15 protein-coding genes are annotated in these 16,739 nt (G+C 62.4%); 3 read left to right on the forward strand and 12 right to left on the reverse strand.

Annotated features, from left to right (window positions below; all coding sequences use genetic code 11):
• Positions 1-136 precede the first annotated feature (136 nt).
• The 9 genes from AB6809_RS11995 to AB6809_RS12035 form a co-directional block, all read right to left on the reverse strand.
• On the reverse strand, positions 137-754 hold the full coding sequence (locus AB6809_RS11995; protein WP_029965765.1) for a membrane integrity-associated transporter subunit PqiC: 618 nt from the start codon (positions 752-754) through the stop codon (positions 137-139).
• Positions 751-2,370 (reverse strand): intermembrane transport protein PqiB, encoded by a 1,620-nt coding sequence (locus tag AB6809_RS12000; RefSeq protein WP_029965767.1) that lies wholly within the window; start codon positions 2,368-2,370, stop codon positions 751-753. Before AB6809_RS12000 ends, AB6809_RS11995 begins: the two co-directional genes overlap by 4 nt.
• Entirely contained in the window at positions 2,345-3,634 is a 1,290-nt protein-coding gene (locus AB6809_RS12005; protein ID WP_006046781.1) for a paraquat-inducible protein A, read from the reverse strand. The genes AB6809_RS12000 and AB6809_RS12005 overlap by 26 nt, the downstream gene beginning before the upstream one ends.
• A complete protein-coding gene (locus AB6809_RS12010) occupies positions 3,631-5,106 on the reverse strand; it encodes an efflux transporter outer membrane subunit (RefSeq protein ID WP_029965769.1) in 1,476 nt (491 codons plus the stop codon). The genes AB6809_RS12005 and AB6809_RS12010 overlap by 4 nt, the downstream gene beginning before the upstream one ends.
• A gap of 1 nt (position 5,107) precedes the next feature.
• Positions 5,108-8,353, reverse strand: coding sequence for an efflux RND transporter permease subunit (locus AB6809_RS12015; RefSeq protein ID WP_006046779.1), 3,246 nt, complete (start codon positions 8,351-8,353; stop codon positions 5,108-5,110).
• A 12-nt stretch (positions 8,354-8,365) separates the two neighbouring features.
• On the reverse strand, positions 8,366-9,493 hold the full coding sequence (locus AB6809_RS12020; protein WP_371026833.1) for an efflux RND transporter periplasmic adaptor subunit: 1,128 nt from the start codon (positions 9,491-9,493) through the stop codon (positions 8,366-8,368).
• A 316-nt stretch (positions 9,494-9,809) separates the two neighbouring features.
• Positions 9,810-10,196, reverse strand: a complete 387-nt coding sequence (locus AB6809_RS12025) for a response regulator transcription factor (RefSeq protein WP_029965773.1) — start codon at positions 10,194-10,196, stop codon at positions 9,810-9,812.
• Between the two features lie 176 nt (positions 10,197-10,372).
• A complete protein-coding gene (locus AB6809_RS12030; RefSeq protein WP_006046776.1) occupies positions 10,373-11,002 on the reverse strand; it encodes a response regulator transcription factor in 630 nt (209 codons plus the stop codon).
• Positions 10,999-12,210 carry an ATP-binding protein gene (locus AB6809_RS12035; protein WP_307259016.1) on the reverse strand — a complete coding sequence of 404 codons (1,212 nt, stop codon included), beginning with the start codon at positions 12,208-12,210 and terminating at the stop codon, positions 10,999-11,001. Before AB6809_RS12035 ends, AB6809_RS12030 begins: the two co-directional genes overlap by 4 nt.
• A gap of 283 nt (positions 12,211-12,493) precedes the next feature.
• On the opposite strand from AB6809_RS12035, the gene AB6809_RS12040 reads away from it, so the two are divergent.
• Positions 12,494-12,619: a hypothetical protein gene (locus AB6809_RS12040; protein WP_307259015.1), complete on the forward strand. Its 126-nt coding sequence runs from the start codon at positions 12,494-12,496 to the stop codon at positions 12,617-12,619.
• A gap of 352 nt (positions 12,620-12,971) precedes the next feature.
• Here the strand turns inward: AB6809_RS12040 and ppk2 are convergent, their stop codons facing one another.
• A complete protein-coding gene (gene ppk2 / locus AB6809_RS12045) occupies positions 12,972-13,793 on the reverse strand; it encodes a polyphosphate kinase 2 (protein ID WP_029965777.1) in 822 nt (273 codons plus the stop codon).
• A gap of 227 nt (positions 13,794-14,020) precedes the next feature.
• On the opposite strand from ppk2, the gene AB6809_RS12050 reads away from it, so the two are divergent.
• Positions 14,021-14,671 (forward strand): hypothetical protein, encoded by a 651-nt coding sequence (locus tag AB6809_RS12050; protein ID WP_029965779.1) that lies wholly within the window; start codon positions 14,021-14,023, stop codon positions 14,669-14,671.
• Positions 14,672-14,902: 231 nt separating this feature from the next.
• Complete coding sequence (locus AB6809_RS12055) at positions 14,903-15,160, forward strand: RNA-binding protein (RefSeq protein ID WP_006046771.1); 258 nt, start codon at positions 14,903-14,905, stop codon at positions 15,158-15,160.
• Between the two features lie 28 nt (positions 15,161-15,188).
• On the opposite strand, the gene AB6809_RS12060 is transcribed toward AB6809_RS12055, so the two are convergent.
• Together AB6809_RS12060 and AB6809_RS12065 are read right to left on the reverse strand one after the other, a co-directional pair.
• Entirely contained in the window at positions 15,189-15,776 is a 588-nt protein-coding gene (locus AB6809_RS12060) for a YSC84-related protein (RefSeq protein ID WP_006046770.1), read from the reverse strand.
• Between the two features lie 159 nt (positions 15,777-15,935).
• Positions 15,936-16,376, reverse strand: coding sequence for a glycine zipper family protein (locus tag AB6809_RS12065; protein WP_044020158.1), 441 nt, complete (start codon positions 16,374-16,376; stop codon positions 15,936-15,938).
• Positions 16,377-16,739: the final 363 nt, after the last annotated feature.

Consider the following 16,739-nt stretch of genomic DNA (forward strand, 5'->3'; position numbering starts at 1 on the left):
CAGGCCCCGCTCTGTCGAGCAAATTGCGCGATACGTCGCGTGACTGGCGCCGCCGCCCTGCAGAGTGGCGACGCATTGCCGGCTTCTGTTCGCTGCAACGCTCGCGAATGCACAGCCCACGAGGCCGACGCATTTCCTATTGAGGCGCGCTCGTCTGAATGGCCGCAGCAATCTCGCGGCTCACGCCGCCGAGCGCCCGGTCGCTGGCCGACACCAGAGCCTCGTAACCCGGCGTGCTCATCTCCTCACGCACAAGCGACTTTCCGGCAAGGGGCACGGCTTTGCCCGGGGGCAGCACAGTCCACAGCGCCTCGATCGTGACCGATTCGCCCAGCATCGCATCGAAACGCATCACGTCCACCCGCACGCGCCATGTACGCGTTGCATCCAGACCGGTATCGAATATCGACGCCCGTTGAGATCCAAGCAGCGTCGCCAGGTTGCCGGCGACCGCACGCGCGATGCCGCCCTTGAGCGGCTGCCCCCAGCGGGCAAACTCGTCGAGCGTCACCTGGTTACTACCGAGGCGCGTCACGATCTGCGGCCTGTCCAGTATGTCCGGCACGGTGACCGGACTCACCACCACGTTCACCGGCGTGGCCGGCGTAAGCGGCCCGAGCGTGCGGTCAGGGCCGAGCGTGTAGAAGCTCGCCGTAGCCGACCTGCCGCACGCGCCGAGCAGCGAACCTGCGAGCACCGGCAGCACCGCTAGTGCGGCTAACATCGCGACGATAAACAAAGGCCCGCGTCTCATGGCTGATCCTCCCGCTTGCCGCGCACCAGCGCCTCGGGGTGGCGCTCGAGGTAATCCGCGAGGGTGCGCACGGCGGCGGCCGTTTGCGCGAGCTGATTCATCGCGTCGCCGACATTCTGCTGCAACGCCGAGTCCGGCTGCAGCGCGCCGTTCGCGGAAGTCATGGTTCCCTGCGCTGCGGTCAACGCGTCTCTCGCTGACGGAACCACGTCCTTGTCGACGTGCGTAAGCAGCGAATTCGCGCTTTGCAGGGTTGCTTGCGCGTTCTTGCCGATCGCTTCGAATGGAATGGTGTTCAGTTTCGCCACGAGCCGCGACATGGAATCCTGTAGCGACTGCAGCGTGTTGGGAACGGTCGGGTATTGAGGTGGATTTTTGTTCCAGTCTATTTTGCTCTTCGGGGCATCGGGGAAGAAGTCCACTGCGAGGTAGCGCTGCCCCGTCAACAGATTGCCGGTTCTCAATTGCAGGCGCAGGCCCTTGGAAACGAGGTAATCGGCGAAATCGCGCGTGTTCTTCACCACTGGTCCGCCCGTCGGTCCACTCTCATAACGGTTCGTGAAGCGTTCGGGATAGAAGGCGACCTCCACCACGATACTGAGCTTTCTCGCCTCGCGGTCGAACCGGGTATAGATGCCGCTCACCTCGCCGATCGTGATGCCGCGAAAATCGAGCGGCGCGCCGACCGTCAATCCACGCACCGAGTCGTCGAACTCGGCGACGAACCGGGTGACAATGCGGTCTTGCCGCTTCATGGCTTCGCCGAGGTTCTCGAACAGCGTGAACGATGCGCCGGCCGCGGCCGGCGGCTCGTTAAGCGAATGCTCGAGCGTGTCGAAAGCGACGCCGCCCACCAGGATCGACACGAGCGATTGCGTGTTGATCTTCACGCCATTGGTGTCCAATGCAATGTCCACGCCGCTCGCATGCCAGAAGCGCGTATCGGGTCTCACGAACTTGTCGTACGGTGCATTGACGAACACGTGCAAGGTCACGCTTCTGCCATCCGGATCGAGAGCGAAGGAGGTGATCTGTCCCACCTGCAACCTCCGGTAAAAGATTGGCGTGCCGGCATCCACCGAGCCCATGTCCTTGCTTTTGAGCACGAAAGCGCGCCCTGGAATATCGCTTGCGATGACGGGCGGCGTCTCGAGCCCGGTGAATTGCTGGCGCGCCTTGGGCGAACCTCCCGCATCCATTCCGACGAACGAACCGGAGAGCAGCGTGCCAAGGCCCGATACCGTGCCGCCGGAAATGCGCGGGCGCACGACCCAGAAGCGCGTGTCGTCCACGAGCAGATCGGACGCATCCTTCACCACCTCGGCGGTCGCGATCACATGCTTGTGGTCTCTCGACAAACTGACTTCCTTGACGACGCCGATATCGACATCGCGGTATTTGATCCTGGTCTTGCCCGCCTCCAGCCCTTCGCCAGTGATAAATGTGATGGCAATCTTCGGCCCCTCGTCGAGAACCGCCTTCACGGCCAGCCATCCGCCGATCAGCACGGCGACGATCGGCACGAGCCATACGACTTGCAGCCGCCAGCGTGCGCGCGGCGCAGCCACGGCCTCCGGAAGATCCGGCAGCTCAGGTGTGTTTCCGGATTCCGGCATGATCTTGCGTGGCCTCGTCCCAGATCAGACGCGGGTCTAACGACATGGCGGCGAACATGGTCAGTACGACGACCGCGCCGAACGCGACGGCGGCCGGTCCTGCCTGGATCGTGGCCAGCGCCTTGAACTGGACAAGAGCGACCAGCATGGTGATCACGTAGATATCGAGCATCGACCACCGTCCGACCAGTTCGACGACCCGATAGATGCGCGCGCGCTGTTCGGGATTCCAGCGCGAATGAAACTGTATCGAGAGTGAGAGAAACGCGATCGCCAGTATCTTCAGCATCGGCACCGCGATGCTCGCGATGAACACCACGAGCGCGAGCAACCACGAGCCCGACGTCCAGAGATAAACGACGCCGCTCATGATGGTGTCTTTCGCGGCCCCGAAAAGCGAACTCGTGTACATGACCGGCAGCACGTTGGCGGGAACGTACAGCACCATTGCGGCGAACAGAAACGCCCAGGTGCGCGCGAGGCTGTCCTGCTTGCGACGATGCACCGAGGCTCCGCAGCGCGGACACGACAGCTCGTGCGCATGGGCGGGCGCCCTCGCAAGCAGGCCGCAGTCGTGACATTGCACCAGCCCGCACTCGGCCGCGCTCAGCCAGCCGCGCAGCACGGAACGCTCGCCGGACGCGTTGCTGCCGCCCTGCTCCAGCGCACCGATGTGCAGCCACAGGCTGCGTGGATCGAAGGCCGCGCCCACCGCGGCGAGCGTCAGCGTGAGCGCGCCGAACGACCACAGGCCGATGCCCGGAACGACGCTGGCAATGTGGGAAAGCTTGACGAGCGCGACCAGCAGTCCAAGGATCAGCACCTCGATCATGCCCCACGGCTGAACCAGACGGGACAGCCGGAACACGACGCCGGCGGCCCACGGCACGCGATTCAAACGCAACGGCACGAGCAACCACAGCACCGTAGCAATGTGCAGGATGGGCGTGAGAATGGTGGTGGCGAAAACGAGCCCGGCGATCGGCCACATTCCGTCCCTGTACAGCACGCGGACCGAGCCGATCAGCGTGGTGTTGACCAGCGTGCCGTTCACGGAAAGCCCCACGATCGGAAACGAGTTGGCGATCACGAGCAAAACGGTCGCGCCTAACGAGAGCGCGAACGCGCGGCCCAGCCAGTCAGCCCGATTGCGGTAAAGCTCGCCATGACACCGCCGGCACCGGAGCACGCCGCCTTCGGGAACACCTGCATCCCGTTGCAGCAGGTCGCATTCGTGACAGGCGAGAAGAGTGGCGCGCGTCATCGTTGGGCCTCGGCTGCCGGCACGCCCGCTATCGGCTGCTGGACGGCGGGCGGCTGCGTCAGTTCCTGTGCCTTGATAACCCAGCCGCCGCCCATTGCCTTGTACAGATTCACGAACGACGTCAACTGGACGCCCTGCGTCTGCGTGTAGCTCAACTGCGCGTTGAAGAGACTTCGCTCGGCGTCGAGCACCTCGATGTAACTCGTATATCCGCCTTCGTAGCGCAGCCGCGCGAGGTGTGCGTACATGGCGAGCGCGTTCACCTGGTCGCCCTGCACGCTCAGTTGTTCGCCCGACTTTTGCAGGTTGATGAGCGCATCGGAGACTTCCTGGAACGCGACCTGAATCGCCTTTCGGTAGGCGAAAAGCGCTTCCTGTTGCCGTGCCTCCGCCTGATGCACTTGCCCTTCGATATTGCCGGCCGTGAAGATCGGCAACGACACCGCACCGGCGAACGACCATATGCGCGCGGGTCCGGAAAACAGGCTGGCGAAGTCGGTGCTGAGCGAGCCGAACAGCCCGGTCAGCGAAATCGACGGGAAATACAGCGCACGCGCTGCGCCGATCAGCGCATTTTGTGCGACCAGATTCTGCTCGGCCTGCAGCAGATCGGGGCGGCGTTCGAGCAGATCGGACGGCAGACCGGACGGGATTGTCGGCGCGGCCAGCGCATCGAGATCGTGGCCGCGCACGATCGGTTCGGGATTGCGCCCGAGCAGCACGGCGAGCGCATCCTCCTGCACTGCAATCTGCGCCTCGAGTTGCGGAAGCGTCGCGCGGGCCGCCTGATATTCGGACTGGCTCTGCGCCAGTTCCAGTTGCGATACCTCGCCGCCCTTGAAGCGCAACGTGAATACGTTGACCGAGTCGGCGCGGCTCTGCACTGTCGCTTTGGCAATGTCCAACTGTTTGTCGAGGCTGCGCAGATTGATGTAGGACGAAGCGACGGAAGCCACGAGAGAAAGAATCGTCCCGCGGCGGCCCTCTTCGCTCGCGAGCAGATTCGCGCGCGCGGCTTCGCTTTGACGCCTGATTTTGCCGAACAGATCGATTTCCCACGACGCTGACACGCTCGCATCGACCTGGTTATAGACGGCGCCGACACCGGCCGGCAGCGGCACCGCGCCGCTCTGCGACGCGCGCTGGCGCGACGCATCGAAGTTGGCTCCCGCTTGCGGAAAGAGTCCGGAGCGAGTCGTCACGAACTGACCGCGAAATTCTTCGACGCGTGCAGCGGCGATCTTGACGTCGAGGTTATCGGCGAGCGCCGCGGCGATCAGTTCGTTCAGAACGGGGTCCTGAAACTGCTCCCACCAGACGGTGTTCGCGGTCTGGGCGGTTTGTTCCATGCTGAAGCGGAACGTGGCCGGCACCTCGGTTTTTGGCCGCTCGTAGTTCGGCCCGAGCAGACAGCCGTAGAGGCTGGTCAGCACAAGAACCGCGAGCAGGCGCTCGAATGCCGGTCCACGCATGTCAGTCGTCCTCGTGCCTGGCTGAAGGCGTGGCGTTGGGCGCACCGGGACCGCCCGCAGCGGGCACCACGGGCACCACAGGCGTCACCGGCACCGGGGTGCCGGCGTCCGCCCCCGGCTTGGTCTTCGGTCCGCTCTTGCGTGACGACCACGATTCGAGCACGTAATAGAACATTGGGATGAAGAACACCGCGATGACGGTTGCGCCGAGCATTCCGCCGATCACGCCGGTGCCGATCGAATGCCGGCTGTTTGCCGACGCGCCCACCGCGATGGCGAGCGGAACGCAGCCGAGAATGAACGCGAGCGAGGTCATGACGATCGGGCGCAGCCGCTCTTCGGACGCGCGCACGGTCGCATCCAGGACCGACGCGCCCGCCTCCCGGTTGATCACCGCGAACTCGAAGATGAGAATCGCATTCTTCGCCGCGAGCGCGACCAGCATCGTGAGACCGATCTGGAAATAGATGTCGTTTTCGAGGCCGCGCATCATGATCGCGAGGAATGCCCCGAATAGCGCAAATGGAACCGCCATCAGCACGCCGACCGGCAACGACCACTTTTCGTACTGGGCGGCGAGGATCAGGAACACCATGATCAGGCCGAAGATGAACACCGCGCCGGAGGTCCCGCCGGACTTGCGTGCTTCATAAGCCTCACCGCTCCACGCTACGCCGTAGCCGGCGGGCATCTGCGCGGCGAGTTCTTCCAGCGTGCTGATCACCTGGCCCGAGCTGTAGCCGGGTGCCGCATTCGCCGTGACCAGAACCGCTGGGAAATTGTTGAAACGCGTCAGCAGATCCGGACCCGTGACGTATCGGTAAGTCGCGACCGCCCTCAAAGGAATCATCGATCCGCTCTTGCCGCGCACGAAGATCTGATCCAGGTCCTGAGGCCTGAGGCGGTATACCGGATCGGCCTGCAAGATGACCTGCCACAGCCGGCTGGAGCGGTTGAATTGCGAGACATAGAGGGAGCCGAACATCGTCTGCATGGAGCTGTAAATGTCTTCAATCGGCACGCCGAGCGTCTGCGCCCTCTCACGGTCCACCTCGACCAGCAACTGCTGCGACGAAGCGTTGAACGTCGTCGTGACGCGCGAAAGTTCGGGGCGCTTGCGCGCCTGCTCGATGAATTGCTGAACGACGCCGGCGAGCTGATCAATCGTCGCGTCGCCCTTGCTCTGTATCCAGACTTCGGTTCCGCCCGTTGTGCCGAGGCCTGGAATGGATGGCGGATTGACCGGAATGACGAGCCCGGCCGTCACTTTCGACAAGGTCCGGTAAGCGTCCGTCAGCACCGCTTTTGCGTTTTGCGTGCTGCGGTTCGCGCGCGTGTAGCGCTCGTCGAAACCCTTCAGGCCAACGAAAAAGGTGCTGGCGTTATTCTTGTTCTGCACATCCAGCAAGCTGTAACCGTCGACCGTGGTGATGCTGCCGACCGCCTCCTGCTTCATGAAGTACTCGGTAACCTGGTCGGATACGGAGGCCGTGCGATCCAGGCTCGCGGCATCGGGCAACTGGACCGCGCCGAGCAGATAGCCCTGGTCCTCGGGCGGCAGGAACGCACCCGGAATCGCTTTAACGATCACCACGGTCAGCGCGATCATCCCCACAAAGATCAGCAAGCCTAGTACGAAACGCTTGATGATGAACTGGATCGCGCGCGAGTAGCCGCTTGTCATTCGCGCGAACGCATTCTCGAACCAGCGGAAAAAGCCCTTCTTTTCCTTGTGGGTGCTCTTGAGCAGCACCGCGGCCAGCGCCGGCGACAAGGTCAGTGCCACGAGACCGGAGATGACCACCGAGATCGCAATCGTGATAGCGAACTGCTTGTATAACTGACCGGTGATTCCGCTCACGAACGCCACTGGCACGAACACCGCGCACAGCACGAGCACGATCGCGATGACCGGTCCCGCGACCTCGTCCATCGCCGCCTTGGCAGCTTCTTTCGGAGGAAGCTTGTGGACCGTCATGTTGCGCTCGACGTTCTCGATCACCACGATCGCGTCGTCAACCACGATGCCGATCGCGAGCACCATCCCGAAGAGCGTGAGCATGTTGATCGAGAAACCCAGCAGCGCCATGCCCATGCACGTCCCGACAATCGAAATCGGCACTGCCAGCACCGGGATGAGCGTCGCGCGAAGGCTTTGCAGGAAGATGTACACGACGATCACGACCAGCACCAGCGCTTCGAAGAACGTGTGGATCACGTCGGAGATGGACGCTCGCGTGAACTCCGTTGTGTCCATCGCGATGTCGTATTTGATGCCCTCCGGGAACGACTTGCTGAGTTCCGCAAGACTCGCGCGCACCTGCTTCGACACATCGAGCGCGTTTGCGCCGGGTTGCTGATAAACCGCGATGATCGTGGCGGGCTTGCCCTGGAAACGGCTGCGGATCGAATAGTCTTTTTGCCCGAGTTCGGCCCTGCCTACGTCCTTCAGCCGCACGATCGCCGAACCTTCGCTGGCCGCGCGCAGGATGATGTTTTCGAACTGCGCCGGCTCGGCGAGACGGCCGCTTGTCGTCACCGCGAAAGACTGTTCGACGGGCGATCCCGTAGGCGACTGCCCGATGCGGCCGACCGCGAACTGCTGGTTCTGGTTCTGCACCGCGGTTTGCACATCGGTCGCCGTGATCGCGAGCTGCGCCATGCGGTCGGGCTTTAGCCACACTCGCATCGCGTAGTCAGGCGTACCGAAGATGCTCGACTGGTTGGCGCCGGGAATGCGCTTGAGTGCATCGAGCACATAGATGTTCGCGTAGTTCGCGATATACGTGCTGTTAAAGCGCTGGTCCGGCGAATAGATGGCGATGACCATCATGAATGCCGACGACTTCTTCTGCACCTGGACGCCCTGCGCCTGAACCGACTGCGGCAGTTGCGGCAGTGCCAGGTTCACGCGGTTCTGTACGTCGACCTGCGCGAGTTGCGGATTGGTGCCGATTTCGAAGAACGCGTTAATGGTCAGATTGCCGGTCGACGAACTCGACGAGTTCATGTAAATCATGTTGTCCGCGCCGTTCACCTGCTGCTCGATCGGTGCGGCCACATTGTTCGCGACAACATCGGCGCTCGCTCCCGGATAGGTGGCGGAGATCGTGATCTGCGGCGGCGTGATATCCGGATACTGGGCGACGGGCAATGAGAACATCGTCAACGCGCCTCCCAGCGTGATGACGATGGAGATCACGGACGCGAAGATCGGCCGGTCGATGCAGTAGTGGGAAATACTCATCGTTGCCGTCCTTTATTGCGTGCCGCCGGCGCTTGTCGGCCGCTGGACGATTTTTAGCGGCACGCCGGCCGTCACGCGGATCGCGCCGTCGACGACGACACGCTCGCCGGCCTTCAGTCCGTCTGTGATGAACCAGTCGTCGCCTTGCCATTCACCCACTTCGACGACCCGCTGATGGCCCTTCGATTCGTTGTCCACGACCCACAGAAAGTGGCTCTTCGAGCCTTGCAGCACCGCGCGCTGAGGCACGAGAATCGCGTTGGGCCGGATCGCGCCGGCCACGCGCGCGCGCACGAATTGTCCGGGACGCAGGACGGACTTCGCATTGTCGAACACGGCCCGCACGAGGAAGGTTCCCGTTTCTGTGCTGAAAGCAGGATTGGCAAAGTCGATCGAGCCTTGCTCCGGATACACCCCGCCGTCGGCCAGGACCAGCGACACCGTGAAGCCGTTATTCGGAGGGAAGCGCAGACGTCCGGTGGCAATCTGATCGCGGTATCTCAGCATTTCATTCTCGGAAATGCTGAAGTTGACCCACATCGGATCCAACTGATAGACGGTCGTCAGCAATCCCGATTGCGTCGCCGTAACGTAGCTGCCATCCTGTTGCCGCGCGAAGCTCGACAGGCCGGTCAGCGGCGATTTGATCGTCGTATAGCTGAGGTTCAGATTCGCGGTGTCCACTTCGCCTTTGGCGGCGATGACCGCTGCCGCGGCTTGCGCTTCGCCGCCGACCGCGTCGTCGAGATCTTTTTTGCTCAACGCGTTCTGCGCCACCAGCGGTTGCACGCGCGCCAGATTGGCCTTTGCCACCTGGTGCCGCGCCTGCTGCTGCGCCAGTTGACCTTTTGCGGTACGCAGCGCGGCCTCGAACGGCTTCGGGTCCATCAGAAACATGGTCTGCCCGGTCTTCACCAGCGAGCCCTCGACGTACGCGCGCCGATCGAGAAAGCCGTCGACCCGCGCGCGTATCTGAACTTCGCGCGAGCTCTCTGTCTGCGCGGTGAATTCAAACTGCACAGGCGTGTCGCGCGGCGTCACCGTCATCACAGTGACTTCGGGCGCACTCGGTTGCGGCAATGCCTCGCTCTTGCCGCAGCCCGCGACGAGCGCGAGCAGCGCAAGAGCCAGCATCGACATCAGCAACGGGATCAGCAACTGCCGCAGTGTCGACTGCGAATGCCGGATAGGCCCAGCATCGTCGGGCGTGCCCGTCAGCGCTCGAGAAAGGCGCACCGGCAGCCCTGGCAGCAAGCAGGTAACGGAGGCAGTATTCATCGCATGCTCCGGCTAAATGCGTCCGGGGTCTTTATCACCGTATTCTCCGGATGGCGTCAGCGCGGCTGACGGCTGCGGGAATTCCAGTTTGGTCATCGCGCAAAGGCAGGGCAATGGGACTTTGGTCTCATATCGCGGCGCGTGCGCCTCTGCGTAGACAGACGCGGCAACAGCGGCGTCAGGGTGTGAGCGGAATGCCCAGCGCCATCTGAACCGTGCGGATCAGGACCGAACCGTTGAATGGTTTGCGCAAATAGCCGACTGCGCCTGCGGCCAGAACCTGCTCCCGCACGGCGGCATCGTCGTGAGCCGTTATGATGACGACGCGAATCAGACTTCCCGCCAGCCGGCGCTGCACATCGAGCCCGCTGATGCCGGGCATCTGAACGTCGAGAACCGCGCAGCCAGGACGGAATGACGGAACCGACGACAGCCTGTCGAGGAACTGTTCCCCTGTGGTGAAGACCTCGGCCTCCATGCCAACCGACCTCAGCAGGCGCTTGATCGCCCTTCCGACCGACTCTTCATCGTCGACCACGGCCGTTGTTGGTGTGGCATTACCCATATGGTGTGTCGGACCTTTCAGACGGTGCGGCAAAAAGGCGATTGAGTAGAGAAGCGTAGCCGTCCGGCGCGTAGACGGAAATAGGACTTTGGTCTCGTGCCTGACGGATTGCGAAGGATTGCAACGATTTGCGGATAGGCAGAACGCCCGTACCCGGGCGACACGCATGCGTTCTGCTAGCGCCCGGGGTCTGCGCTCTGTGCCAAACGAGCCTTCTCGGCAAGACGGACGAGTTCAGCAAGCGAACCGGCTTTCATCTTTTCCATCACACGTGCGCGATGGATCTTGATGGTCTTTTCCGCCGCCCCGAGTTCGCTCGCCACCTGCTTGTTCAGATAGCCTTCCACCACGAGCATCATCACCTCGCGCTCGCGCGGCGTAAGCTGATTCAGGCGGCTATGGATGTCGGCGAGTTCCGCGCGCGCGGCGAAAATGCGCCGTGCCCGTTCCAGCGCGCGTTCCAGCACGTCGAGCAACACGGCGTCATGGACAGGCTTCGGCAGGAAGTCAGCCGCACCGGCCTTCATTGCATCGATAGCGGAATCCAGGTCGCCATGACCGGAGATGACGATGACCGGCACGCACTCGTGCAACCGGCGTTGGAGCGCGAGTCCGCTCAGATCGGGAAGTTGCAGGTCCAGCAACAGACATGCCGGAGACGCCTCAAGATCGGCGTCTTCGATAAACGCTTCCGCACTGGCGAACGTTTCCACGCGATGCCCCGCGGAGCGGATCAGTCGTGCCAGAGCAGTGCGGACGTGTTCGTCGTCATCGACGATGAACACCACGGGAGCGGAAGCGTTCACGACGTATAGCGAGAACCGGATGCCAGGCCTTCAGCGCCGCCCGCCGATGGAAGCAGGATGTGAAATGTTGCACCCCCATCATCGTTGTTGTCGGCCCACAGACGGCCGCCATGCATCGAGATTATCGAACTGCTGATCGACAGGCCAAGGCCGAGCCCATGCATCTTCGACGTGAAAAAAGGTTTGAACACGTCGCCGACCTGGTCCGCATTGAGCCCCTGCCCCCGATCGTTCACGGTGATGCTGACGCCTGCCTGCTGAGGCGCTGCTCTGATTCTCACCGAGACCACGCGATGTTCCGCACTGCACTGTTCGACGGCGTCGAATGCGTTTTGCAACAGATTGATCATCACCTGCTGCAACTGCGTGTTGTCGCCGCGTACTTGCGGCAAATGCTTCTCGACGTCGAGCGTGACGCTTACGCCAAGTGCGAGCGCACTGCGGCGCATCAGGTGGGTCGCGCCGCGCACGAGGGTGTCGATCGCGAGCGGCCGCGTTTCGGGCGTCGCGCCTCTGACCAGTTGGCGCAGTTTTCGAACAATTTCAGTGGCTCTGAAGCTATCGTCGACGATGTCCGCGAGCGCTTCCCGCAAATTGTCAGGGTCGCTTACGGGCGACTGGAGAAATCGCTGCGCCGCCTGCGCGTTGCCGAGAATCGCGGTGAGCGGCTGATTGATTTCATGCGCGAGAGCCGCCGCCATTTCGCTCAGATCCGACACCCGCGCGGGTTGCACACTCTTCAGGTCGTCTGCGGAGGCGTGCGCGTGTTCGCACGGATCGACGATAGTCACGATCCACGGCGATGCGCCCGCTTCATATCGCGTGCATTGCACGCTGACCGGACGCTCGCCACCGTCCCTGCACCGGGCGACCGCCATGCGTCGCACGCCTGCGGTCCCAGCGCGCGAACCCGGCACGAAGGCGCCCGAGGGTATGGCCTGCTTATCTGTGTCGTCGGCTGTGTCGTGCGCGGTGTCGTCCGCCATGCGCGGACACAACTGCATGAAGGACAGGCTGCACAGTTCGTTTGTCGTATACCCGAACAGCGCCGCCGCCGGTTCATTGACCTGCATGACCCGATAGTCGTCATCGACGACCATCACCGCAACCGGCATCGCATCCAGCAGCGGCCTCAGATCGGCGCCTGCGTAGGCAGACGGCGCGTCGTTCGCGCGGCGGTGCCACCAGGGTATATATCCGGCTAGCACAGCCCTCAATCGGCTCGCCCGTCCGGCTTGAGCTACCGCGGAATGCCTGTGCGCGCGTGTGCTGCGCGGGTCCCGACGCACCGTATTCTGGCCCGCTGCCGACCGGTCGCGAGGGAGATGGAATCCTGCGTCGTGCAGATACATGGGTGTCCTAATTGTGCCCGCCATAAGCTCGAGCGCTGAACCGGAAGCGGCGGCGCGAACCCGCCCTGGAGAAATGAGCCGCTCAACTGCTGCCACGACTTCGGACACTACGTTGCGATGATGATGCCTGAGACCATTCATGATCGAACTCTCCGTAGGATGCCTTACGGTGTCGAGCAGCAACGTCGATTTGCAGCAGTTTGCAGCCGATGCTGCCGCGTGGCCGCGAACCTTCTCGCTGACGAGCCAGCGCACCGACCTGTGAATTCAGCAGTGATCCACTAATAGCGAAGTATTCGACCGCGGGCCCGGCTAAGACGATGTTCCGTCTGCGCGTCTTTTGAGAAAGATATACCTAAGCGTAATGAAATGACAGGCTTGTTGTCAGATTTTCCCTAATATTTGACTGACCTCGATCTCGACCAAGTAAAAAAGACTGAATGATTCACCGGGTCTATTGAGGCTGTCCGTACATAGCCTGAACGCCGTTGGAATGACGTGCCGCATTGCGTTTCAGGGCTGGAATACGGGCATGAAGCGCCGTCACACCGCCGAAGGTTCGAAGCGCTGATATATTGTGCGCAAGTCGTCTGGATACGCAAACCGTATAACCCGTGTCAAAATTTTTCGGGTACATATTTATACGGATAAGCGGGCTCCTGATAGCTCTTCGCCTTCTGCCGCGACGGCAATTGAATTGCTTCGCGTCGCACGGGCTCATACGGAATCTGGCTCAATAGATGGCTAATGAGATTCAGGCGTGCCCGCTTCTTATCGTTCGAGATCACGACATGCCACGGTGCGAATTCCGTATCGGTCATCGCGAACATATCGTCGCGGGCGCGTGAATAATCGTACCAGCGCCGGTACGATTCGATGTCCATCGGAGAAAGCTTCCAGATCTTGCGCTCGTCCTTGATGCGCGCTTCGAGCCGCCGCGTCTGCTCTTCGGGACTCACCTCCAGCCAGTACTTGAGGAGAATCACGCCCGAATGAATAATCGCGCGTTCGACGAGCGGCACGACGCGCAGAAACTCCTGCACCTGTTCATCGGTGCAAAAACGCATGACGCGCTCGACGCCTGCCCGGTTGTACCAGCTTCGGTCGAACAGCATGATTTCTCCCGCTGCTGGCAGGTAGGGCAGATAGCGCTGAATGTACATCTGACTCTTTTCGCGCTCGGTGGGTGCAGGCAGTGCGACGACCCGGAAGACGCGCGGACTGACGCGTTCTGTAATCGCTTTAATGGTGCCGCCCTTGCCCGCGCCATCGCGGCCCTCGAAGATCACGCATATTTTCGCGCCGCTTGCTTTCGTCCATTCCTGAAGCTGGACCAGTTCGACATGAAGCCTCGCAAGCTCCTTCATGTACGCCTTGTTGTCGAGCTTGCGCGCACGTCCGGCGTCTTCGACGTTGCTGGCATCGGCCATTCTGGACATAGTCTCGCCTCCATATTCTGTGCCCGCGCGGCACCGCTTGCCTTCTCGACTATCGACGCCGGATAAGACGCGGGCAATAGGACCTTAGGCCGATGTTGGGGAGCGGCCACCATGATCCAATGCATTGCCTAGCCGGTTCAACGCAGCGCGCATCCGTCGATAGCGCAAATAGCCGCGCCGAAGAAGCCGTCAGGTAATGAACAATGAACAATCGGTAAGAGGTGTTCATGGAGCAGGATAAGCGTGTGCCGTTGCTCAATCTCATCGATCGCGTCTCCGAAATCCTGTTCGGCCTCCTCATGGCCGTGACAATTATGGGCTCCGTATCGATAGCTTCCACCTCGCGCGACCCGGCCCGTGCGGCGACCATTGCCGCCCTCGGCTGCAATATCGCGTGGGGACTTGTTGACGCAGTCATGTATCTGATGCGGACCGCGACCGAACGCACGCGGATACGCCGGATCGCACACAAGGCGCTCGGCGCGGACGCGAACGGCGCACGCCGACTGATTGCCGATGAATTGCCGGAGCACGTGCGGGCCATTACGGGTGACGACGAACTCGAGGGTATGCGCAGGCGTTTGCAGACGATCGAGCCGCTTCGTCGTCACGCACTGGGGCCGCGGGACTTTGTCGAAGCCGCCGGCATCTTCGCGCTCGTGGTCATTGCCACTTTTCCGGTCGTCGTCCCTTTTCTGCTGTTGAGCGACGTGAAGGCCGCCATGAACACGTCACGGGGAATCACCGTCGCCATGCTGTTCGTGCTTGGCGTCGCGCTGGGTCGCTACGCGGAATATCTGAAGCCGCTGCGCACGGGCCTTGCTATGGCCTTGCTCGGCGTCGTGCTCATCGCGGCGGTGAAAGCGCTGGGAGGTTAGCGTGGCTGCATCGGGACAGAGGCCATGCGGAGAACCGGCGCATTAGAGCGACCGCCGTGCGCGTGTAGGACTTTGGTCTAATTGCCAGGGTCAACTGCCGCCTTCAGGATCAAAGCGATGGCGAGCCGCCCCCCGCTGATCCCGCGCTTGGCCCGAGAGCCGCCGTATAGCGGCGGCGGCGTCAACCTCATGGCCCGACCGATGAATTGACGGACACTCAAGGAGCGCATCATGGCCGATCTCTGGATAGGAAACGTCGAAGAGAGCACTTCGGACGACGAAATCAGGGACTTTCTTATCAAGTACGGATTTCCGCCGTTTGATCAGGTCATGCGCTATCACGGAACCGGAGCACGGCCCGCGCTCGTGCTCACCTTCCACGACACTCCGCCGGACGCATTGCGCCGCCTGCAGTCCCGAATCCACAACATGTTCTGGAAGAGCCGGACCATCGTCGCGCAGGTCATGCCGGAGCACGACGACAGCTAGGAGAAGCCGCGCACGTGGCGCGGCGCGTTCATATCGTCAGCCGGGTCACTTTCGCGCCGTTGACGGACGCATCGGCCATCAGACCGACATTGGTCAGCACGAGCGCCACGACTTGCGACGACGCGGAAGTCGTATCGATAGCCCCGTTGGCACCGACCTTGGCGATCGACACCCCCACATCGCCACCCGCCGACCAGCCCGCCGAGCTTTGGAACGCAGCGAGCGAATCCTGGGTCATGAAGAGGAAAATGACCGCGGTCGATTGTGCCCCTGCCTGGAACCCAAACGACGCTCCCGCCACGCTGAAGTAGCCGGCCGTCTTGCCGCCGGAACGCAATGCGCCCTCGCCATACTCGGCGCCGACGATAAACGCCGCCTTCTTCACGTCCGGGAACACGAGGATGCCTTGAGCCTTCGACATGAGCTCGCGCGAACCTTGCACCGTCGATGACAGCCGGCTCAACGTGCCATCGACGCTCGCATCTATCGCCTGGCGCTTCGAAGCATCGGTCTCGCCACTCTTGCCGCTGCTGGACGTCATCGTGCAACCGGCAAGAACCAGAGTCCCGGCGGCCGCGGCAGCAGTAGTCGTCAGCACAAAATGCCGTCTGTTCATTGTTCACCTCCATAGTGTTGCCGTGGCGAAACTTTCCGTGCCCGATTACATGATGTCATGGCGGCCGAATCGGCGAATCGGACTTTGGTCTTACACCGCGCTCGTATCCGCGTCGCGGGAGGCGCGCAACTCGTTGCGTCGCTTAGGATGCCTCTCGGCTCATTTCACCGAATATCCGCGCCCCTGCATGCATGCGGCCCATGCGCGATCATAAGTATCGATAGCCCCTTGCGATTGAGCCTGAGTGGAGGCCGCTGCAGCCCGTTGATTGTTGCGAGCCCGCGCGCCGCCGGCCATCGTGCCACCCGCTGCACCGATTGCGGCGCCCTTGCCCGCGTCACCGGCAATCGCGCCTATCGCTGCGCCTCCAGCGGCGCCGCGCGCGGCGCCTCTAACACGCTCGCCGCCGCCGACCGCAGGTCCCGAAGGTGGTGGCGGGCTCGTGTTCACCGTCGCTGGATCGATGCCCGTGTTGCTCTTGGCCCACGAATAGCATGCGCCGTCGTCCTTCTGCTGCTGTTGCTGGCTTTGCCCTTTGGCGGGATAGGCAACCGGCTTGGCCTGCACGGCGGAGCCAAACAACACTCCGCTCGCAAGCACCGCGCAAAAGCAGCGTTCCCTGTAAGTGTTCACAGCGACTCCTCGATTGGGCGCGCGATGACGGCATCGGATTGCATCTGCCCGTGCGTGCCGCGCCGTCGGATACAGCGGCCCGCATGCGGCGCCGTCGACGCATATCGTCATGGACGCTGACGAACCTCACCGCTGCGCCGAAGCCCATCGACCGTCGGCCGCCGTCAGCGTGTCTGTGCGACTCGCCCCTATCCGTCACGCACTCGCGCAGGTCGCGCAGGCGCGCCGCGAACCTGGGAACGCACAGTCCTGCTTCGAAGATTGTGTCGCCTGCCGGGCGAACACAATCGGACCATGGTCGTATCCGTTCGACGATGCCATCGGGCAGCC

Origin of the sequence: Paraburkholderia sp. RCC_158 (genome assembly GCF_041355255.1) — a bacterium.
Taxonomy (GTDB): Bacteria; Pseudomonadota; Gammaproteobacteria; order Burkholderiales; family Burkholderiaceae; genus Paraburkholderia; species Paraburkholderia graminis.